Below are 19,875 nucleotides of genomic sequence, written 5' to 3'. Positions count from 1 at the left end.
ATCCGTGGCGACGGCGGCCGTCCTGGCCACCGTCGCCACGGTGCCCGCCGTGCCGGGCAGGGGGCTTCGCCGGTGACGCCTAGGGGGCGTCGGAGGGGGCGCCGGAGGGGGCCGGGGTCTCGACGGCTGTCGGGGTCTCGAAGGTGGCCGGGGCCTCGAAGGCCGCGCGGCGGGTCGCTCGGCGCAGGGCCTTGAGGATGGCGCCGCCGAGGGCGAGGGTGAGCACCATCGTGACCACGGCGCGCGGCAGATCCCAGCCCAGCGAGGTGGTCAGGCAGTACGCCACGAAGCGGGCGAGGTTGTCGCCGAGCGGATCGCCGGGGACGTAGGAGATCCCCGAGGCCATGCCCTGCATCAGGGTCCAGCCCTGGAGGTTCATGGCCGTCCCGTACGCCACGGACGCCACCGCCCCGTACCCGGCGAGCAGCAGCGACTCCGCCCGGCCGCGCAGCCGGGCGGCGCCCGGCAGCAGCCCCGCGCCCATCGACACCCAGCCCATGGCCAGCATCTGGAACGGCATCCACGGCCCCACGCCGCCGGTGAGCAGCGCGGACGCGAACATCGACACGGCGCCGAGGACAAAGCCGAAACCGGGGCCCAGCACCCGCCCCGAGAGCACCATCAGGAAGAACATCGGCTCGATCCCGGCCGTCCCCGCGCCCAGCGGCCGCAGAGCCGCCCCCGCCGCCGCCAGCACCCCGAGCATCGCGATGGCCTTGGCGTCCAGACCGGTGTCCGCGATGGTCGCCACGACCACGGCCAGCAGGAGCGGAAGCAGCGCGGCGAACAGCCAGGGCGCGTCGGCGGCGTGGGTGGTGATCCCGGAGTCGCCCGGGGCGAACAGCGGCCACCCGAAGCCGACGACACCGATCGCGGAGACGAGGGCGAGCGCCGCCACGGAGCGGGGGCCGAGGCGCACGGCCCGGATGCGACCGGTGGAGGTCGCGGTCGGCGCCGTGTCGTGAGTCGCGGTCGGCTCCATGCCGTACGCCCCGGCCCGGTGTGGCCCGTCGCTCGGGGGGCGCCGCCCGCTCACGGTGTTCCCTCCAGCGCCTCGCGCACCTGTGGCACCGTCAGCCAGGGCAGCGGCGCCAGCACCTTGGCCACCTGCGGGGCGAACGCGGGGGACGACACCACAACCTCCGCCGTGGGCCCGTCCGCGACCACCTCGCCCTCGGCCAGGATGACGACGCGGTGGGCGAGTTCGGCCGCCAGCTCCACATCGTGGGTGGCCAGCACGATCGCATGGCCGTCCGCCGCCATTCCCCGCACCATCTCCACCAGCCGCGCCTTCGCCGCGTAGTCGAGCCCGCGCGTCGGCTCGTCGAGCAGCAGCAGGGGTGGGCGGGCGGTGAGGATGACGGACAGGGCCAGCGCCAGCCGCTGCCCCTCCGACAGATCGCGGGGGTGGGCGGTGTCCGCCACCTCCGGCAGCAGTCGGCCGACCAGCTCACGGCAGGTGCCGGGCACCGCGCCCGCGTCCTGGTCGGCCGCCGCGCATTCGGCGGCGACCGTGTCCGCGTAGAGCAGATCGCGCGGCTCCTGCGGTACGAGGCCGACCTGGCGCAGGAGTTCGGCGGGGCGGGTGCGGTGCGGTACGGCGCGGGCCGGGCCGACCCGTACCGACCCCGAGGCGGGTTCGTACAGCCCGACCAGACTGGCCAGAAGCGTGGACTTGCCCGCCCCGTTGCGTCCCATCAGCGCCACCGTCTCGCCCGGCCGCACGGACAGGTCCACCCCGCGCAGGGCCTCGACCCGGCCGTGGCGCACGGACAGCCGCGCCACCTCGCCCACCGGATCGCCCGGCGGCGGATCGGCCACCGTTCGCGGGGTGAGCGATGCCAGTCGCTCCCGCAGCGGCCCCGCCTTGCGGCGCGCGTCCCGTACGGACAGCGGCATCGGCGACGGCCACCCCGCGAGGCCGCCCAGCGCCACCACGGGCGGCTGGACGGGCGACACCGGCAGCAGCTCGGCCGGTGCGCCGGACAGCGGGGCGGCGCCGGGGGAGGGCAGCAGGATCATCTGGTCCGCGTACTGCACCACCCGCTCCAGGCGGTGCTCGGCCATCAGGATCGTGGTGCCCAGGTCGTGCACCAGCCGCTGAAGCACGGCCAGCACCTCCTCGGCGGCGGCCGGGTCGAGGGCGGAGGTCGGTTCGTCGAGGACCAGGACGCGGGGGTGGGTGGTGAGCACCGAACCGATCGCCACGCGCTGCCGCTGACCGCCGGAGAGGGTGGCGATGGGACGGTCCCGCAACTCGGCGAGGCCCAGCAGATCGAGGGTCTCCTCGACCCGGCGGCGCATGGTGTCCGGCGCGATGCCGAGGGACTCCATGCCGTAGGCCAGCTCGTCCTCGACGGTGTCGGTGACGAAGTGGGCGAGCGGGTCCTGGCCCACGGTGCCGACGACGTCGGCCAGCTCGCGCGGCTTGTGGGTACGGGTGTCCCGGCCCGCGACGGTGACGCGGCCGCGCAGGGTGCCACCGGTGAAATGCGGTACGAGACCGGAGACGGCACCCAGCAGTGTCGACTTACCGACCCCGGAGGGGCCGACGAGCAGACACAACTCCCCCTCGGGAACGGTCAGATCCACCCCGGAGAGGGCGGGCCGCGCCGCCCCGTCGTACTGGACCGACACCTGCTCGAACCGGATCACGGGCTGGCCTCCTCGGCCCCCGCCCCGGCTCGCTCGTCCTCTCGCTCGCCGGGCGGGGTGTGTGCGGTGGGGATGGGGTGGTTGTCGGGGGCCTCGTCCGGCGGGATCGGTTCGCGGGCCGGAGCCCGTGCTGGTGCTGGGGACGCGAAGGCCGGGAGCAGGCCCAGCAGTACCCCGGCCGCGGGCCACAGCGGCAGCGTCGGGGCGGTGAGCGGGACGACCGACGGCTGGAGGGCCCCCGGGGCGTAGGAGGCGGCCCGGATCATCAGTGCCGCCACCGCCGCACCCGACCCCGCCACCAGCCATGCCCGCACGCCCCAGCGGTCCGGGCGGTAGCGGCTGCGCACCGAGCGGCGGCCGCCCAGCCACAGTCCGCCGAGCGCGGCGGCGAGGCCCGCGAGCAGCAGCGGCAGACCGTAGCCCGCGCCCTCGGCCGCGAGCAGGCCGTACGTACCGCAGCAGACACCGAGCAGCCCGCCCAGCGTCAGCGCCGTGGTGGTACGGGCGACGGCGGGCGGGACCTTTGCCGTACGGCCGTAGCCGCGGGCGTCCATCGCCGCAGCCAGGGCCACCGACCGTTCCAACGCGCCCTCCAGCACCGGCAGTCCGACCTGAAGCAGCGCCTTCACCCCGCGGTCGGGGCGGCCGCGCAGCCGGCGGGCGGAACGCAGCCGCTGGACGTCCGCCACCAGATGGGGTGCGAAGGTCATCGCCACCACGACCGCCACCCCGGCCTCGTAGAGCGCGCCGGGCAGCGACTTGAGCAGCCGCGCCGGGCTGGCCAGCGCGTTCGCGGCACCGACGCAGATCAGCAGGGTGGCCAGCCGCAGCCCGTCGTACAGCGCGAACGCCAGCCCCTCGGCCGACACCCGGCCGCCGATGCGCACCCCCTGCGCCCAGTGGGGCAGCGGGACTTCGGGGAGCGTGAAGAGCACCCGCGTCCCGGGGATCGGCGAGCCGAAGAGGACCGCGAAGAACAGCCGGATGGCCAGCACCACAAGGCCCAGCTTGAGGAACGCGGTGTACGAGCGGGCCCACGGGGCGTCCGTGCGGCGTACGGCCACCACATAGCCCGCGACCGCGATGAGCAGCGCAAGCAGCAGCGGGTTGGTGGTCCGGGACGCGGCCGTGGCCAGCCCGAGCGCCCACAGCCACCAGGCCCCCGCGTGCAGCGCGCCTCCGCTGCGCGGCATGGCGGGCATCCGCGCGCTCATACGCGACGGCGGCGCGCCTGCCACACCGCCGCGGCGCCGAGCAGGACCACGGCGGCGAGCCCGCCGATCAGCCCGGCGGAGGGGCCGGAGCCGCCATCCGCCTTGCCGCCGTCGCCCTTCGGGGCGGCGTGGGCGTCCACGGAGGTGCTCACCTTGTCCCCGCAACCCGTCTCCGGATAGCCGGAGACGGCGCACAGCAGCGCGGCGGAGTTGTAGCGCAGCGGCTTCGCGACGGCGGCGAGCGCCTCCCCGGCGGACGCGTCCTCGCCGACCCGTGCGCACTCGGTACGGGGCGTGGGCGGCGTCCGGTGGTCGGGTGCGTCGGTGGCCGTGCCGAAGTCGATGACCACCGCGACCCGTTTGGTGCCGTCCGTGGCCGGGGTGTCGGCGCAGACGGCGGCGAAATCGGCCATGCCGCGCGGCCGGGTGGCGTCGTTCGAGTCCTCGCTGACCGCGAAGCGGAAACCGATCATGTCGCCGTCAGCGGGCCGCGCCGAGGAGGGCCCCTGGGTGGCGTAGCTCCACCCCCCGCCGTCCCCGCCCCGCTGCCAGAACGACCAGTAGCGATACCCATCGGCAGCCCGCGCGGGCGCCGCGCCGAACATCGCGAACAGAACGAGAACGGGCAGCAGCAGGGCGACGACGGGCAACAGCAGCCGGGCGACGCGGGCTCGCGGGGCGAAGGGCGCGTGTGTGCGTGGAGTCGAGGTCGCGTAGCCGCGCGGGGCCCAGGCCGCGCGGGTGCGTAGGACCCGCGCCGGGCGGGCGCACGGCACCCATGCCGCGTACGCGTACCGCGCCCAGGCCGCCTGGGTGTGCGGGGCCGAGGCCCCATGCGTGCGCAAGCTCAAAGCTGCCGCCTCTTGCGGCCGCTGAGCAGGAAGCCGATGCCCACACCCGCGACCGCGCAGACGCCGACGGTCCACCACACGCCGCCGACCCCGCCGTCGTCGTCGCTCTTCTTCTCGCTCTTCTCGTTCTTGCCGTCCGACTCCGCGCCCTTGGCCGCCGCCTCGGGCTTCGGGCCGGTGGCGTTGAGCTGCTGTACGAGGTCGGCGCCGCCGAAGTCGCGCGGGTTGGCGCCGGCCGCGTGGGCCGCGAGGATCAGCTTGGCGAGCGCGCCCGGGTCGCCCTTGGCCCAGGCCGCCGCGCCGCTGTCCTTGCCCTGAAGCCACTGAAGCGGCTTGCCCGCGGTCGCGCTGTGCTCCCCGGCGGCGAGCGCCACCACGGCGTCGGCGGTGCCGCCGAAGTCGGGCTGGTCCTTGGCGCCGGGCATAGCGGACTTCAGATGCATATCGGTGTCGGACATGACACGGGACAGATGGGCCAGCGCGGCCTCGGCGGCCTTCGTCGTGTCCTTCGTCGTACCGGCCCCGCCCTTCCCGTCCGCGCAGCTCAGCGGCTCCGGCGCGGCGCCGCGGTCCTTGCCGACCGTCTCGAAGACGAAGCCCTTGCCCTGGACGGCCAGCGCGGCGCTCGCGGTGGCCAGCTCATTGGCGACGGGCTTGCCCTTGTCCGCGGTGTACGCGAACGCCCCGCGCTCCGCCGCCTTGGCCGAGCACCCGAGTTGCAGCGCGAGCAGCGCGTCGTACGGGCTCTTGCCGCCCTTGGCGCTCACCTTCGCCGGGTCCTGACCCGTGGCGGCGAAGGCGCCGATCGCCGCCGAGGTGGAGTTGGCGTCGCTCGGCCCGCCCGGGTTCATGCCCCAGCCGCCGTCCTCGTTCTGGTGGCTCTTCAGCCAGCCGATGCCCTTCTCCACGGTATCGGCGCGGCCGCCCACCGCGGCCAGCGCCTGGATCGCCGCCGCCGTCGCGTCGGTGAACTCGCCCTTCTTCGGGTCGCACGCCTTCGAGGTGTCCGCGCGATACGCCGCGAAACCGCCGTCCGCGCAGCTCTGCCCGGTCAGCCAGTCGATGGCCGACTTCGCCGGGGTGACGCCCACCGCGTCCTGGGCGAGCAGCGCAAGCGACTGCCGCCACACCCCGTCGAACTTCGGGTCCTTGGCGCCGTAGAGCCCCTCGGAACGCCCGGCCGGGCTGTCGTCGGCGACAGCGGCAGGCGCGGCGGCCGCGCCCACGGCGGCGCAGAGGGAAAGAGCCGCCACGCTGCGGCGAATGTTCATGGCTGTGGTGCCTCTCGGTCGGTGGACGGGCGCACGCAGCCGCGCACGGCCGTCCATCGGCGCGCGGAACGCTCCGCGACACGTCCGGCACCCGGCTCAGCTCAGCTCCGCATACCTCGACGGTGCCGCCACCGGTCCTCCGGTGGCGGGAGCCTGCGTCGTCGCGCCCGCCCGGGTGTTCCGGCTCGTACGCCCCGCGGGGCGTACTCACGGTTGCGGGTCAGCGCCGGAATCGCACCGGCTTCCCCCGATCGGACGCGTATGAAGTTTACGGACAGCTTATCCGCCGACTTATCGGGCGACCTCAGCCGCCCTCCGTCGGCCTCGGTTCCCACGGACCCCGGTCGGCCCGGACGAGCGTGAGACAGCGCGTCGTGGTGCCGTCGTCCTCCTCGATGTCGCGGCGGTGCGCGAAGCCGAGCCGGGTGAGCAGGGCCAGCGACGCGTCGTTGGCCGCCGTGACCGTGGCGTGCACCGCGCTCAGGCCGAGCGCGCCGAAGCCGTGGCCGACGACCGCCTCGGCCAGCTCCGTCCCCAGACCGCGCCCCCACGCCTCCGGGGCCAGCGCGTAGACGATCTCGTGGCCGCCGGTGACCTCGGTCGGCTTGATCTCGGCGTGGCCGACGTACCGGCCCTCCTCGCGGACGGCCCAGACGTCGAACAGCCGCCGGGCGTAGACCTTGGTGAAGATCCGCCCGAACAGCGCCCGGTCCGCCGCCTCCGGAACGGGCTTCCCGTCGCCCATCCAGCGGGACACCCGCCGGTCCTGGAACAGCGCCACGAAGTCGTCCTCGTCCTCGGGCCGGTACGGCTCGAGCAGCAGGCGCGCGGTGCGCAGCGTCGCGATCATGCGCCGCGACGCTACGTGGCCGGGCACCACCCGGCAATCCGATAACGCGGGGGGCCGGGGGGCCGGGGACAGCGCGCTCCGTGCTCTCCGCTACCCGCGGCGCCACCACTGGGCCAGGGACTTCCACCAGCGGCGCCGGGCCTCGCGCTCGGAGCCGGATTCCGGCGCCGTAGCACTGGACGCCGTGTCGTCCGCCGACGGCGCCGTCTCAGCGGGACCGTCGTTCCCGGTGTTCTCCCCGGCGGCCGGCGGCGTGCTGCCCACCGCTCCCGCGCCCGTCTCCGTCGCCGCGGCGACCATCTCGGCCAGCGCCTCGTCGGACTTGGCGGCCGTCCGCGGGAAGCGCACCGGCAGCGCGGCCAGGGCCCGGTGGAAGGGGCCGGGCCGCCACTCCAACTCCTCGGCGGGTACGGCCAGTTCGAGGTCGGGCAGCCGGTCGAGGAGCTTCTCGATGGCGACGGCGGCGATGACCTGGGCCGGATCCTTCGCGGGGCAGGTGTGCGGGCCCGCGCTCCACGCCAGATGTGCCCGGTTGCCGCGCCGGTTCGACAGCAGATACGGGTCGTTGTTGGCGGCGGCGAGGCTGATGACGACGGGCTCGCCCTTGGGCAGCTTGTGTCCGTCGACCGTCACATCGTGGCGCGGGTAGTGGATGCAGAAGTTGGCCAGCGGCGGGTCCTTCCACAGCACCTCGTTGAGCGCGTCCTCGATCAGCATGGTGCCGCCCGCGAGGGCGCCCGCGAACCGTTCGTCGGACAGCAGGAGCAGCAGCCCGTTGCAGATCAGGTTCTGCTGGGGCTGGGTGCCCGCGCCGACGAGGACGACGATCTGGTGGACCAGCTCTTCGTCGGTCAGCTCGGAGGGGTGGGCGATCAGCCAGGACGTCATGTCCGGGCCCGGAGTGGCCCGCTTGAGGGCGATCAGCTCGAAGAGGGTCTCCGCGAGAAGCACATTGGCCTGCTCGGAGTCCTCGGTGATGTCGAAGAGCGCCGAGAGCGCCCTGACGAGCTTGTCGCTCAACTCGGGGGGACAGCCGAAGAGCTGGTTGAAGACGAGCAGCGGGAGCCGGGCGGAGTACTCCTTGAGCAGATCGGCCTCGCCCTTCGGCCCGAAGAGGTCGATGAGGAAGTCGGCGCTGCGCTCCACGTAGCGGCGCAGCGCGTGGATGTCCAGCCGGTCGAGGGTGTCGGAGATCGCCGAGCGCAGCCGGTGATGTGCCTCGCCGTCGCTGCACAGGGCGTTCGGCCGGTGCATCATCATCGGCACCACGGGGTTGTCCAGGGGGATGGTGCCGTCGGCGAGAGCCTGCCAGTGGCGCGCGTCCTTGGAGAACGTCTCGGGGCCGCGCAGGATGTCCAGCGCGGTCTGATAGCTGGTGACGAGCGAGACGGGCACACCGGGCGACAGCTCCACGGGCGCGATATGCCCGTGTTCCCGCAGCCGTGCGTAGGTGGCGGCCGGGTCGGCGGCGAACTCGGGGCCGTGCAGCGACTCCAGCCGCTCGGCGGCCGGGGCCCGACCGGAGTGCGCGGGGCAGCCCGGGGGCGGCGTCGGACCGGCCGCCGGATCGGGTGCCGGGGCGGAATCCGGGCCTGGAGTGGGGGCGGAATCGCGGATGGGGCTCGTCACGCGTGCTCCTGCTGATACGGGGGTGGGTGCGCCGGAGCGGGTAAGGCTAGCTTCCGGTCAGGGCGACCCGCACCCCCCATCCGTCACTCAAATCGCTTGGTACATCACGGGATTGCTGCCCGGCACCGCTTCCGCCCTGCCGAGCTTCACCAGCCGGCGCAGATGTGCCTCCGCCTCCGAGACGGCGATGTTGCGGGAGCCGTAGGGGATCTGCTCCCAGGGGCGGTTCCACTCCATGGATTCGGCGAGCTGCCACGGGGTGAGCGGGGTGCTGAGCAGGGCCTGGAGCCCGGCCAGCCGCTCCTCGTGGTGGCTCAGCAGCGCGCGCACCCGCGCCGGGGCGTCGGTGAAGGCGTACTGATGGGCGGGGAGCACCTCGGCCGGGGCGAGAGCGGCGACGCGTTCGAGGGAGTCGAGGTAGTCGCCGAGGGGGTCGATGACGGTCGTGTCGTCGGGGTCCTCGTAGAGCCCGATATGGGGGGTGATCTCGGGCAGCAGATGGTCACCTGAGAAGAGGCGGCCATGGCCGGGCAGGCCCTCGGCGGCCGCTGGGTGGGCCTCTTCGAGGTGGAGGCAGACATGGCCGGGGGTGTGGCCGGGGGTCCAGACGGCGCGCAGCCGGCGGCCCGGCAGATCGAGGAGTTCGCCGGGGACGATCTCGCGGTCGGGGAGGGCGGGCCGCTGCCCCGGAAGGCCCGAGCGGCCGGACGCGCGGCTGGCGCGCAGCGGGGCCAGATGCTCCTCGGGCGCCCCGGCCGCGCTGAGCTTCTCCTCCAGGTAGACGAGCCAGCGGGAGGGCTCGGCCTCGCGGGTGCGCCGGACGACCTGGGCGTCGGCGGCGTGCATCGCGATCCACGCCCCGGACGCCTCCCGCACCTGGCCGGACAGCCCGTGGTGGTCGGGGTGGTGATGGGTGACGAGGACGCCGTGGACATCGGAGACGGAGGTGCCGCAGGCGGCGAGCCCGGCGGTGAGGGTGTCCCAGGCGGTGGGGTCGTCCCAGCCGGTGTCGATCAGGACCGGGCCGCGATCGGTGTCGAGAAGATGGACCAGGGTGTGGCCGAGCGGATTGTCGGGGATCGGGACGGGGATGCTCCACACTCCGCCGCCGTGCTCGGTCACCCGCGTCACCTGCGCCATCGGCTCCCCCTCTCCTCGACACAAGCATTGCCCACTATAGCTGGAACTGGTATCAGTTCTGATGCAGCGTCAGATATTGGCGGCCCCGGTTCGGGCGAGCCAGTGGCGGCCCCGAGCGCGGGCCGGCTGTCGGCGGCCCCCGGGCGCGGGCCAGCCGGACGTACCCCTCAGTCATCGGCCGGAGGCAGACGATGGGCGATCTCATCGAGCACGGGCAGCTCTTCATCGGCGGCACGCTGACCGACCCGGCGGGCGAGGACACCATCGAGGTCGTCTCGCCCCATACCGAGGAGGTCATCGGCCGGGTGCCACACGCGGCGCGCGGCGATGTGGACCGGGCGGTCGCGGTGGCGCGGACGGCGTTCGACGAGGGCCCCTGGCCCCGGATGGACGTGGCCGAGCGGATCGCGGTGGTCACCCGGATCAAGGACGCCATCGCGGTGCGCCATGAGGAGATCGCCCGGGTCATCAGCACGCAGAACGGCTCCCCGTACTCCTGGAGCGTCCTGGCCCAGGCGCTCGGCGCGATGATGGTGTGGGACTCGGCCATCACCGTCGCCCGCGACTTCGGCTACGAGGAGCGGCGGGCCGGGGTGCTCGGCCCGCTGCTGGTGCGGCGCGAGCCGGTCGGGGTGGTCGCGGCCGTAGTGCCGTGGAACGTGCCGCAGTTCGTGGCCGCCGCGAAGCTGGCGCCCGCGCTGCTCGCGGGGTGCTCGGTGATCCTCAAGCCGTCCCCCGAGACACCGCTGGACTCCTACATCCTGGCGGAGATCGCGGCCGAGGCGGGGCTGCCCGAGGGGGTGCTGTCGATCCTTCCGGCCGACCGCGAGGTCAGCGAGTATCTGGTCGGCCACCCGGGCGTGGACAAGGTGTCGTTCACCGGGTCGGTCGCGGCCGGCAAGCGGGTGATGGAGGTCGCCTCGCGTCATCTGACCCGGGTCACGCTGGAGTTGGGCGGCAAGTCGGCCGCGGTGATCCTGCCGGACGCGGATCTGGAGGCGGCCGTCGCCGGGATCGTGCCCAACGCCTGGATGAACAACGGCCAGGCGTGTGTGGCCCAGACCCGGATCCTCGCCCCGCGCGGCCACTACGACGAGATCGCCGAGCGGTTCGCGGCCGCCGCCTCCGCCCTGGTCGTCGGCGACCCGCTGGATCCGGCCACCCAGGTCGGGCCGCTGGTGGCGCGGCGGCAGCAGCAGCGGTCGCTGGACTACATCGCGCTGGGGCAGCGGGAGGGCGCCAAGGTGCTGACCGGCGGCGGCCGTCCGGGGGCCCTGGACACCGGCTGGTATGTGGAGCCCACGCTCTTCGGCGACGTCGGCAACGGCATGCGGATCGCCCGCGAGGAGATCTTCGGCCCGGTGATCTGTCTGCTGCCGTACGGGGACGAGGAGGAGGCGGCCCGGATCGCCAATGACTCCGACTACGGGCTGTCCGGCTCCGTATGGACGGCGGACGTCGGGCACGGCATCGACTTCGCCCGGCGCATCCGTACCGGCACCTACTCGGTCAACACCTTCAGCCTCGACATGCTCGGGCCGTTCGGCGGCTACAAGAACTCCGGTCTGGGCCGGGAGTTCGGTCCCGAGGGGTTCTCCGCGTATCTGGAGCACAAGATGATCCACCTGCCCCAGGGCTGGGACGGGGAGACGGACTGATGGGGGACCGCTGGCGGATCGAGGTGGACCGGGGCGTGTGCATCGGCTCGGGGATGTGCGTGAGCACCGCGCCGGGCGGCTTCCGGCTCGACGGGGCGCGGCAGTCGCATCCCGTCGAGGCGGAGGCCGATGCTTCCGAGGCGGTGCTCGCGGCGGCCGAGGGCTGTCCGGTCGAGGCGATCGCGCTGCGTCTGTCGGACACCGGTGAACAGGTCTTCCCCCCTGACGAGTAGCGGCTCCCCTAACCGCCGTCGGCAAGGCTCCGACCGCCGCCGTCGGCAGCGGTCAGACCCAGCCCTCGCACTGGGATATCCGTATGGCATCCACGCGGTTGCGCGCCCCGGTCTTCCGGGTGATCGCGGCCAGGTAGTTGCGGATCGTCCCGGTGGACAGATGGAGCGTACGGGCGATCTCCGGGATGGAGGCGCCGTCGGCGGCCAGGGACAGCACGCCCAACTCGCGCTCGGTCAGTGGGATCTTGGCCGCCTGGAGGAAGCCGTAGCCCAGCGCGTCGTCGACATAGCGCTCCTTCCGTGCCACTCGCCGGATCGCCTCGATCAGCCGCTGCGGCGGGGCGTCCTTGTCGACGTACCCGAGCGCCCGGGCCTCATGGGCGCGGCGCAGTGGGCCCGGCCGCTCCGAGTTGACCAGCACCAGGAGTCCGCAGTCCCCGCCCTCCCCGGAGGCGGAGGCGACGAACTTCCCCCACTCGCCCTTGCGCGCCGCCTTGTCGGCCGCTGGGCAGTCCGTGTCCACCACGCACACCTGCGGCTCCATGGAACGGGCCTTGCTACGCGCGTCACGCCAGGCACACGCGGCTGCCTCGATGTCTGGTTCGGCCCCTATCACCGAGGCCAGGGCCGATCGCAGCAGCCCTGAATCGTGTACCAGAAGTAACCTGATCACGAACTTCTCCACCCCCCACGATGCGTTCTCTCGTCGCGCGCCGTTGTCGCTCTGTCGCGCGCCGTTCATGAATACCGGGATTGGGCAGGGCGTGAACGCGGAATTTGAGCCAAGAGGGGGCGCGAGGGCGCACAAACCACGTCCGGAAGCTCGAAGGGGCGCAAGAATTACCCCATGCGCCCCTGTTATGCGCTACACCGTCCTGCTATCGGACGCCCCGTTATATCGGACGCCCCGGATATTCGGACGCCCCGGCCCGGTGCGCCGCCCCGCTACCGGGCCGGGGCGGGCGCCGTGAGGTCGATCAGCCGGCAGACGGTCTCGATATCGATCTTGACCTGGGCGATCGAGGCGCGCCCCGAGAGCCAGGTGATCAGCGCCGAATGCCAGGTGTGCTCGATGACGCGGACCGCGGAGAGCTGCTCGGGCGTCGGGGAGTCGGCCAGGCCCATGGCGTCCAGGATGATCGCGGTGGTGAGCCGGGAGACCGTGTCCACCTCCGGGCTGACCGACCGGTCGGCGAAGGTGAGGGCGCGCACCATCGCGTCGGCCAGATGGGGTTCGCGTTGCAGGGCGCGGAAGGCGCGCATCAGGGTCTGGGCGACCCGGGCGGCCGGCTCCTCCTCGGTCGGCGGCCGCTTGCGCAGCGTCTCGTGCATATGCTGAAGCTGGTCCTGCATCGTCGCGACCAGCAGATGGACCTTGGAGGGGAAGTAGCGGTAGAGGGTGCCCAGCGCCACCCCGGAGTTCTCCGCGACCTCGCGCATCTGGACCGCGTCGAAGCCGCCTCGGCTGGCCAACCGGGCGCTGGCGTGCAGGATGCGCCGGCGGCGCGCCTCCTGTCGCTCGGTCAGCCGCAGGGCGGCTGGCTTGACTTCTGCGGTCATGTGTCCCACTTCGGGTGTGTTGCGTGTGCGGCTCGGCGGCAAGCGGACACCGTGCATGATGACAGGGCGGGCCCGGGCCTGCGAGTCACTGGAACTCGTTCTAGGCTAGCGCGGGTCCTCCCCGAAGCACCTGTGTCCGCGCAGTTGGGGCAAGTCGCTGTCGCGGCAGTTGGAGCGGGTTGTCGCCGCGCGGCGCCCGCGGCCCGGTCGGCGGGCGGCCCGCCCGGTGCACACGCCCATTGCCAACTTCTCCCCGGCGTCCTGGCTACCGAGTGGTAGGGATCACCCGCCCCGGCCCTGGAGCGGCCATGCGGGGCAGGTATCTTCGTGACTCCTCAGGGGATGCGCTAGTGGAACTTGTTCTAGATAATCGGAAGCGGATACGCTCCCGCTGAACTGCACCAAGGAGGGGGCGCGAGTGACCGCAGAGGCCGCGCAGGAGACCGGGGCCGACCCGCTTCGAGCAGCGCCCCCCACCGCCCCCGACGAACGGCCGCTGCGCATCGCCCTGCTCAGCTACAAGGGGAATCCATTCTGCGGGGGCCAGGGCGTCTATGTGCGCCATCTCTCCCGGGAGCTGGCCCGGCTCGGTCACACGGTCGAGGTCATCGGCGCCCAGCCGTATCCGGTGCTGGACGCCGGTGAGGGCGTCACCCTCACCGAGCTGCCCAGCCTCGACCTCTACCGCCAGCCCGACCCGTTCCGTACGCCCCGGCGCGAGGAGTACCGGGACTGGGTCGACGCCCTGGAGGTCTCCACCATGTGGACCGGCGGTTTCCCCGAGCCGCTCACCTTCAGCCTGCGCGCCCGCCGCCATCTCGCCGCGCGCCCCGGCCAGTTCGACATCGTCCACGACAACCAGACCCTGGGATACGGGCTGCTGGGCCTGGAGCGGCTCGGCTTCCCGCTGGTCACCACCATCCACCACCCCATCACCGTCGACCGGCAGTTGGAGCTGGACGCCGCCGAGGGCTGGAAGCGCCGGTTCTCCGTGCGCCGCTGGTACGGCTTCACCCGGATGCAGAAGCGGGTGGCCCGGCGGCTGCCCTCGGTGCTCACCGTCTCCGGCTCCTCCCGCCGCGAGATCGTCGAGGACCTCGGAGTGCGGCCGGACCGGATCCATGTGGTGCACATCGGCGCGGACACCGGGCTCTTCTCGCCCGACCCCGCCGTCCCCGTCATCCCCGGGCGCATCGTCACCACCTCGAGCGCGGATGTGCCGCTCAAGGGCCTGGTGTATCTGATCGAGGCGCTCGCCAAGGTCCGCGCCGAGAACCCCGAGGCCCATCTGGTCGTCGTCGGCAAGCGGCCGCAGGAGGGCCCGGTGGCCACCACCATGGCGCGCCATGGACTCGAGGACGCGGTCGAGTTCGTCAAGGGCATCAGCGACGCCGAACTGGTGGACCTGGTGCGCGGCGCCCAGATCGCCTGTGTGCCCTCGCTGTACGAGGGGTTCTCGCTGCCCGCCGCCGAGGCCATGGCCACCGGCACCCCGCTGGTCGCCACCACCGGCGGCGCGATCCCCGAGGTCGCCGGAGCCGACGGCGAGACCTGCCTGGCCGTACCGCCCGGCGACGCCGACGCGCTCGCCGCGGCCCTGATCCGGCTGCTGGGCGACGCCGACCTCCGACGAAGGCTGGGCGCCGCGGGCCGTGAACGGGTGCTGCGCCGCTTCACCTGGGAACAGGCCGCGCGCGGCACCGTCGAGCAGTACCGCAGGGCCATCGGCGTATCCGCGCCGGCCGCCCGCCGCTGACCCCCGCCCCCCGCCCCCGCCTCGCCCCTGCCCCTCTCCCGCCCCACGAACCCGCCGGACGAAAGCAGACCCCCGTGCTGACCGTCGATTTCTCCCGCTTCCCCCTCGCCGCCGGCGATCGCGTCCTCGACCTCGGCTGCGGCGCCGGCCGGCACGCCTTCGAGTGCTACCGGCGCGGCGCCCAGGTCGTCGCGCTCGACCGGAACGGCGAGGAGATACGCGAGGTCGCCAAGTGGTTCGCCGCCATGAAGGAGGCCGGTGAGGCCCCGGCGGGCGCCACGGCCACCGCCATGGAGGGCGACGCCCTCGCCCTGCCCTTCCCCGACGACAGCTTCGACGTGGTCATCATCTCCGAGGTGATGGAGCACATACCCGACGACAAGGGTGTGCTCGCCGAGATGGTGCGGGTGCTCAGGCCCGGCGGCCGGATCGCCGTCACCGTGCCCCGCTACGGCCCCGAGAAGGTCTGCTGGGCGCTGTCGGACGCCTACCACGAGGTCGAGGGCGGCCATATCCGCATCTACCGCGCCGATGAGCTGCTGGAGAAGATGCGCGAGGCCGGACTGCGGCCGTACGGCACCCACCACGCCCACGCGCTGCACAGCCCGTACTGGTGGCTCAAGTGCGCCTTCGGGGTCGACAACGACAAAGCGCTGCCGGTGCGCGCGTACCACAAGCTGCTGGTGTGGGACATCATGAAGAAGCCGCTGGCCACCCGGGTCGCCGAGCGCGCGCTGAACCCGATCGTCGGCAAGAGCTTCGTGGCGTACGCGACCAAGCCCCACACCCCGCGTGAGGACCAGGCGTGACGGCGCTCGGACCGCGCCCCGGCCCCCGCACCGAACGGCTCGCGCTGCCCGGTGTGCTCAGCCCCGAGCAGGTGCTGCGCACGGTCGAGGGCATCGCCGCCGTCCAGCACGCGGACGGCGCCATACCCTGGTTCCGCGGCCACCACCTCGACCCCTGGGACCACATCGAGGCCGCCATGGCGCTGGACGCGGCGGGCGAGCACGAGCGCGCCACGGCCGCCTACCGCTGGCTGATCCGGCACCAGAACCCCGACGGCTCCTGGTACGCGGCCTACCCCGACACCCCGGACGGCGTGGCCGCCGCCGACCCCACCGACCGCGGCCGGGAGAGCAACTTCTGCGCCTACGTCGCGGTCGGCGCCTGGCACCACTACCTCTCCACCGGCGACGACGCCTTCCTCGACGGCATCTGGCCCACCGTCTTCGCCGCCGTCGAGTTCGTCCTCGGAATGCAGCAGAGCGGCGGCCAGATCGGCTGGCGGCGCGCCGCCGACGGCACCGTCGACCCCGACGCCCTGCTGACCGGCTCCTCCTCCGTCTACCAGGCACTGCGCTGCGCCCTGGCCATCGCGGAACACCGCGAGGAGCCCCAGCCCGACTGGGAGCTGTCGGCGGGGCTGCTCGGCCACGCCATCCGCCACCACCCCGAGCGGTTCCTCGACAAGCACCGCTACTCGATGGACTGGTACTACCCGGTCCTCGGCGGCGCGCTGACCGGCGCCGCCGCCAAGGAGCGCATCGAGGAGGGCTGGGACCGCTTCGTGGTCCCGGGACTCGGGGTCCGCTGTGTCTCACCCAACCCCTGGGTCACCGGCGGCGAGAGCTGCGAACTGGCGCTCGCGCTCTGGGCGATGGGGGAGTCCGACCACGCGGTGGACATCCTGCGCTGGATCCAGTCGCCACTGCGGGCCGAGGACGGGATGTACTGGACGGGCTACGTCTTCGAGGACGACGCGGTCTGGCCGGAGGAGCGCACCACCTGGACGGCCGGATCGCTGCTGCTCGCCGTGGCGGCGCTGGGCGGGGACGAGGCGACCACGGCCGTCTTCGGTGCCGAGGGCCTGCCGCGGGGGCTGGACTCGGACTGCTGCGCCTAGGGGATGTCCGACGGTTCGTGACGCCTGCGGCGGGCTGTTCCCCAAGGGGCGCGGGACTGAGTCGATGTGCGGCTCCGCCGCGCGGGCGCGATCAGCCACGACGGCGCCGCGGACGATCGACGGCACCTCAGGGTGCTCCCGGCGAAGCGCTTGGGGGCCGGCGGGTCTTTCCCCTCCCCGCCCCTTCCCACAACTGGGGCTCCGCCCCAGACCCCGGGGGTCCAGGGGCGAAGCCCCTGCCACGCGGCGGAGCCGCATATCGGTGAGCCCCGAAGAGGCGCGGGGCTGTGCCCATATGCGGCTCCGCCGCGTGGGGCCCGGCCCCCGGCCGGGGCTCCGCCCCTGGACCTCGCTCCTCAAACGCCGGAGGGGCTGGGTTGCGTCGATATGCGGCTCCGCCGCGTGGCGGGGCTTCGCCCCTGGATCCCGGGGTCCGGGGCGGAGTCCCGCCCTGGTTGCGGTGCGGGCGCGGGTGGGGGAGCAGCCCGCCCGTGCCCGTTACCGGGGGCTTCGCCCCTGGGACCCGGGGTCTGGGGCGGAGCCCCTCACGCGGCGGAGCCGCATATCGTCAGGTGTCGGGAAGGGGCGGGTAGGGGGAACAGCCCCCTCGGACATCGCCTAGCCCCTCCGCAGCCGCCCCGCGATCGCGTGGCCGATGAAGAGGTACACCACGGCCGGCAGGCCGTAGTTGAGGACGGTCCGGAGCCAGTCCGTGTCCATGGTGAACAGGTCATGGGACCAGCTCGCGAGCCAGCTCGCCGCGTCATGGACCACCGTGACGAGGTCATTGGCGCGGTTGGCGTCGAGAAGGGCGAACAGGATCCAGAGGCCGAGGATGACGGCCATGACGTCCGCGACGACCGCCACGACGGTCGCCGCCTGGTTGCTTCCGTGGCGATAACTTCGTGACATGCCGCACGTGTTGCCCGACTCCGCAGCGCCAAACCAGGGCGTGGCCGCACACCCCCACGACGCGCTCAGCCCGCCAGCTCCGCCAGCACCCGCAAGGTCTGCGGATCCGGCGCCACCGCCAGCAGATCCGTGATCGGGCCCTTGCGCCACGACTCCAGCCGTTCCGCGATCCGTTCCCGCGGCCCGACCAGCGAGATCTCATCGGCGAAGGCGTCCGGCACCGCGTCGATCGCCTCCGCGCGCCGGCCCGCAAGGAACAGCTCCTGCACCCGGCGCGCCTCGGCCTCGTAGCCGAAGCGGGCCATCAGATCGGCGTGGAAATTACGGGCCGCATGGCCCATCCCGCCGATGTAGAAGCCGAGCATCGCCTTCACCGGCTTCAGCCCCTCCGCCACATCGGTGCACACCCGCACCTGTGTCATCGGCGCCACCATGAAGCCGTCGCGGGCCTCGGCCAGGGTCTCCTGATAGAGCTCCGTGCGCGAGGGCGACCAGTACAGCGGCAGCCAGCCGTCGGCGATGCGCACGGTCTGCGCGATGTTCTTGGGCCCCTCCGCCCCGAGCAGCACCGGCAGATCGGCGCGGAGCGGATGGACGATGGGCTTCAGCGGTTTGCCGAGACCGGTGGCGTCCGGACCGGCGTACGGATGCGGATGGTAGCGCCCGTCGAGCCGCACCGGCGCCGCACGGCCCAGCACCTGCCGGATGACCTCGACATACTCACGGGTCGCCGTCAGCGGGCTCTTGGGGAACGGGCGTCCGTACCAGCCCTCGACCACCTGTGGTCCGGACAGCCCCAGCCCCAGCATCATCCGGCCGCCGGAGAGATGGTCCAGGGTGAGCGCCTGCATCGCGGTGGCGGTGGGCGTGCGGGCGGCCATCTGCGCGACCGCCGTGCCGAGCGCGATCCGGGTGGTGTGCGCGGCGAGCCAGGTGAGCGGGGTGAAGGCGTCCGAGCCCCAGGACTCGGCGGTCCACACCGAGTGGTAGCCCAGCCGCTCCGCCTCCTGGGCGAGTTCCAGATGGCGGGGGTCGGGGCCACGGCCCCAGTAGCCGAGCGCCAGACCGAGCCGCATGGAAGCCCCCTCGTTCCGCCGGACAGGGTGGAGCGGCGACTGACGGCAGGTCAGCCGCACCGGCCGGACTGTACGGGCCGGGGGCGCACATGGCAACGGCCCCTCGCCCGAGGGTTACGGGCGAGGGGCCGTTGGCCGCGTAGGCGACGCGCGTGGGCGCGTCTCAAGGAACGCGCGCGGCGGGTGTCAGCCGCGCTGGATCCCCGTGGTGTCCTGGAGCACACCGCGACGGCCGTCCTGCGTCTGGGCGACCAGCGCCTGACCGCGCTGCTCCACCGCGAGGTACCAGGTGCCGGGGGCCAGTTCGGCGATGGTGCTCGACGAACCGTCCTCGGCGTACAGCGGGCGGGCCACCGGCACCGCGAACCAGAACGGGGCGAAGTCCCCGCCGCCCGAGGGCCCCGGGGCCGGGGCCGGGGCGGGCTGGCCGCCGAAGGACTGGCCGGGCTGCGGCTGCCCCGGCTGCGGCTGACCGGGCTGGGCGCCGTACGGCGCGGGGGCGCCGGGCTGGGCGCCACCCGGGTAGCCGTACCCCGGCTGCGGGCCCTGGGCACCGTACGGCGACGGGGCCGGGCCGGAGGCGTTCACCAGCGGGGCCTTCAGGGCCGGGACGCGCTGGGTGAGCAGCGCGACCGCCGCCATCGCCAGCGTGCCGATCAGGCCGAGGATCTGTCCGACGCCCTTGTCGACCCCCTCCGGGCCACCGATGATCGTCCACAGCGAGCTCCAGGCCGCGAAGACCGCGAGCGCCGTGCCCCACTGGTCGAGCGAGAGCCCGAAGAGGTTGCGGCCCGCGGGCTGGAAACGAGCGGAGACGATGAGTACCGCGGCGATCACCCCGGCAAGGAAGATCGACGGCAATACGGGGAAGAAGTCGGACTTCCATCCGTTCTCACCGGCGTCCTTGCAGAAGCTGCTGCTGCCGCAGTCGATGGTGTAGAAGTCGAGGAAGGAGGCGATGAACAGCAGCACCGCTGCTCCGATCACCACGCCGTCGCCTCGAGTGAGCGAGCGGATGTTCAACGTGAGGTCCTTTGTCGGTTTCGTCTTAACGTAGCGCTGCCGCCAGGCGCGTGGCGCGAAGGCGTCGGGGGTGGGCCCCATCGTACGGGTGAATCGCCCTGCGGAGACCGGGGGTGTCCCATCGGTATCCCGCTCGTGACC

At 73.2% G+C, this 19,875-nt stretch carries 18 protein-coding genes and 1 riboswitch; of the genes, 5 read left to right on the top strand and 13 right to left on the bottom strand.

The features are described from left to right. Positions 1 to 79 precede the first annotated feature (79 nt). The 8 genes from ACK1X7_RS15865 to ACK1X7_RS15830 all read right to left on the bottom strand — a co-directional run bounded on the left by ACK1X7_RS15865 (position 80) and on the right by ACK1X7_RS15830 (position 9,610). The gene (locus ACK1X7_RS15865; RefSeq protein ID WP_398160189.1) at positions 80 to 982 is read right to left on the bottom strand and encodes an ECF transporter S component; all 903 of its coding nucleotides are present in this window, start codon (positions 980 to 982) and stop codon (positions 80 to 82) included. Between the two features lie 50 nt (positions 983 to 1,032). Continuing rightward, entirely contained in the window at positions 1,033 to 2,655 is a 1,623-nt protein-coding gene (locus ACK1X7_RS15860; protein ID WP_413115220.1) for an ABC transporter ATP-binding protein, read from the bottom strand. Next, entirely contained in the window at positions 2,652 to 3,857 is a 1,206-nt protein-coding gene (locus tag ACK1X7_RS15855; RefSeq protein WP_385143765.1) for an energy-coupling factor transporter transmembrane component T, read from the bottom strand. Before ACK1X7_RS15855 ends, ACK1X7_RS15860 begins: the two co-directional genes overlap by 4 nt. Before the next feature lie 8 nt (positions 3,858 to 3,865). Then, the gene (locus tag ACK1X7_RS15850) at positions 3,866 to 4,474 is read right to left on the bottom strand and encodes an SCO2322 family protein (protein ID WP_385143785.1); all 609 of its coding nucleotides are present in this window, start codon (positions 4,472 to 4,474) and stop codon (positions 3,866 to 3,868) included. A 242-nt stretch (positions 4,475 to 4,716) separates the two neighbouring features. Beyond that, positions 4,717 to 5,991, bottom strand: a complete 1,275-nt coding sequence (locus tag ACK1X7_RS15845; protein WP_385143767.1) for a prenyltransferase/squalene oxidase repeat-containing protein — start codon at positions 5,989 to 5,991, stop codon at positions 4,717 to 4,719. Between the two features lie 173 nt (positions 5,992 to 6,164). Further along, a riboswitch (cobalamin riboswitch) is annotated at positions 6,165 to 6,239 on the bottom strand. A 56-nt stretch (positions 6,240 to 6,295) separates the two neighbouring features. After that, entirely contained in the window at positions 6,296 to 6,841 is a 546-nt protein-coding gene (locus tag ACK1X7_RS15840) for a GNAT family N-acetyltransferase (protein ID WP_385143769.1), read from the bottom strand. A gap of 90 nt (positions 6,842 to 6,931) precedes the next feature. Beyond that, positions 6,932 to 8,470 carry a cytochrome P450 gene (locus tag ACK1X7_RS15835; protein WP_413115219.1) on the bottom strand — a complete coding sequence of 513 codons (1,539 nt, stop codon included), beginning with the start codon at positions 8,468 to 8,470 and terminating at the stop codon, positions 6,932 to 6,934. 87 nt (positions 8,471 to 8,557) lie between these two features. After that, complete coding sequence (locus ACK1X7_RS15830; protein ID WP_361504610.1) at positions 8,558 to 9,610, bottom strand: MBL fold metallo-hydrolase; 1,053 nt, start codon at positions 9,608 to 9,610, stop codon at positions 8,558 to 8,560. Between the two features lie 191 nt (positions 9,611 to 9,801). Here ACK1X7_RS15830 and ACK1X7_RS15825 point away from each other — a divergent pair, with 191 nt between their 5' ends. Beyond that, positions 9,802 to 11,268, top strand: a complete 1,467-nt coding sequence (locus tag ACK1X7_RS15825; RefSeq protein WP_390794828.1) for an aldehyde dehydrogenase — start codon at positions 9,802 to 9,804, stop codon at positions 11,266 to 11,268. Next, a complete protein-coding gene (locus ACK1X7_RS15820; RefSeq protein ID WP_216346289.1) occupies positions 11,268 to 11,501 on the top strand; it encodes a ferredoxin in 234 nt (77 codons plus the stop codon). Before ACK1X7_RS15825 ends, ACK1X7_RS15820 begins: the two co-directional genes overlap by 1 nt. 52 nt (positions 11,502 to 11,553) lie before the next feature. Here ACK1X7_RS15820 and ACK1X7_RS15815 read toward each other — a convergent pair whose 3' ends face one another. Further along, a complete protein-coding gene (locus ACK1X7_RS15815; RefSeq protein WP_385143775.1) occupies positions 11,554 to 12,174 on the bottom strand; it encodes a response regulator transcription factor in 621 nt (206 codons plus the stop codon). 272 nt (positions 12,175 to 12,446) lie between these two features. Continuing rightward, on the bottom strand, positions 12,447 to 13,061 hold the full coding sequence (locus ACK1X7_RS15810; RefSeq protein ID WP_382946142.1) for a TetR family transcriptional regulator: 615 nt from the start codon (positions 13,059 to 13,061) through the stop codon (positions 12,447 to 12,449). A gap of 418 nt (positions 13,062 to 13,479) precedes the next feature. On the opposite strand from ACK1X7_RS15810, the gene ACK1X7_RS15805 reads away from it, so the two are divergent. The 3 genes from ACK1X7_RS15805 (at position 13,480) to ACK1X7_RS15795 (ending at position 16,723) form a co-directional block, all read left to right on the top strand. Then, positions 13,480 to 14,817 carry a glycosyltransferase family 4 protein gene (locus ACK1X7_RS15805; protein WP_398160209.1) on the top strand — a complete coding sequence of 446 codons (1,338 nt, stop codon included), beginning with the start codon at positions 13,480 to 13,482 and terminating at the stop codon, positions 14,815 to 14,817. Positions 14,818 to 14,891: 74 nt separating this feature from the next. Beyond that, entirely contained in the window at positions 14,892 to 15,626 is a 735-nt protein-coding gene (locus ACK1X7_RS15800) for a class I SAM-dependent methyltransferase (protein WP_385143779.1), read from the top strand. After that, positions 15,623 to 16,723, top strand: coding sequence for a prenyltransferase (locus ACK1X7_RS15795; RefSeq protein WP_385143781.1), 1,101 nt, complete (start codon positions 15,623 to 15,625; stop codon positions 16,721 to 16,723). The genes ACK1X7_RS15800 and ACK1X7_RS15795 overlap by 4 nt, the downstream gene beginning before the upstream one ends. A gap of 618 nt (positions 16,724 to 17,341) precedes the next feature. Here the strand turns inward: ACK1X7_RS15795 and ACK1X7_RS15790 are convergent. The 3 genes from ACK1X7_RS15790 to ACK1X7_RS15780 form a co-directional block, all read right to left on the bottom strand. Continuing rightward, on the bottom strand, positions 17,342 to 17,635 hold the full coding sequence (locus ACK1X7_RS15790; protein WP_043237004.1) for a hypothetical protein: 294 nt from the start codon (positions 17,633 to 17,635) through the stop codon (positions 17,342 to 17,344). A gap of 65 nt (positions 17,636 to 17,700) precedes the next feature. Further along, positions 17,701 to 18,711 (bottom strand): LLM class F420-dependent oxidoreductase, encoded by a 1,011-nt coding sequence (locus tag ACK1X7_RS15785; protein ID WP_390794829.1) that lies wholly within the window; start codon positions 18,709 to 18,711, stop codon positions 17,701 to 17,703. Positions 18,712 to 18,897: 186 nt separating this feature from the next. Further along, positions 18,898 to 19,734, bottom strand: coding sequence for a hypothetical protein (locus ACK1X7_RS15780; protein ID WP_385150847.1), 837 nt, complete (start codon positions 19,732 to 19,734; stop codon positions 18,898 to 18,900). Between the last annotated feature and the right edge of the window lie 141 nt (positions 19,735 to 19,875).

It is taken from the genome of Streptomyces sp. CY-1 (genome assembly GCF_047218265.1).
Taxonomy (GTDB): domain Bacteria; phylum Actinomycetota; class Actinomycetes; order Streptomycetales; family Streptomycetaceae; genus Streptomyces; species Streptomyces niphimycinicus.
This window is presented reverse-complemented; position numbering and strand designations above follow the sequence as displayed.

Bases quoted from the DNA above. Each gene is read 5' to 3' on its own strand.
- ACK1X7_RS15865 (WP_398160189.1), bottom strand. From the start codon at position 982: ATGGAGCCGACCGCGACTCACGACACGGCGCCGACCGCGACCTCCACC.
- ACK1X7_RS15855 (WP_385143765.1), bottom strand. From the start codon at position 3,857: ATGCCCGCCATGCCGCGCAGCGGAGGCGCGCTGCACGCGGGGGCCTGG.
- ACK1X7_RS15850 (WP_385143785.1), bottom strand. From the start codon at position 4,474: ATGTTCGGCGCGGCGCCCGCGCGGGCTGCCGATGGGTATCGCTACTGG.
- ACK1X7_RS15845 (WP_385143767.1), bottom strand. From the start codon at position 5,991: ATGAACATTCGCCGCAGCGTGGCGGCTCTTTCCCTCTGCGCCGCCGTG.
- ACK1X7_RS15840 (WP_385143769.1), bottom strand. From the start codon at position 6,841: ATGATCGCGACGCTGCGCACCGCGCGCCTGCTGCTCGAGCCGTACCGG.
- ACK1X7_RS15830 (WP_361504610.1), bottom strand. From the start codon at position 9,610: ATGGCGCAGGTGACGCGGGTGACCGAGCACGGCGGCGGAGTGTGGAGC.
- ACK1X7_RS15825 (WP_390794828.1), top strand. From the start codon at position 9,802: ATGGGCGATCTCATCGAGCACGGGCAGCTCTTCATCGGCGGCACGCTG.
- ACK1X7_RS15820 (WP_216346289.1), top strand. From the start codon at position 11,268: ATGGGGGACCGCTGGCGGATCGAGGTGGACCGGGGCGTGTGCATCGGC.
- ACK1X7_RS15810 (WP_382946142.1), bottom strand. From the start codon at position 13,061: ATGACCGCAGAAGTCAAGCCAGCCGCCCTGCGGCTGACCGAGCGACAG.
- ACK1X7_RS15790 (WP_043237004.1), bottom strand. From the start codon at position 17,635: ATGTCACGAAGTTATCGCCACGGAAGCAACCAGGCGGCGACCGTCGTG.
- ACK1X7_RS15785 (WP_390794829.1), bottom strand. From the start codon at position 18,711: ATGCGGCTCGGTCTGGCGCTCGGCTACTGGGGCCGTGGCCCCGACCCC.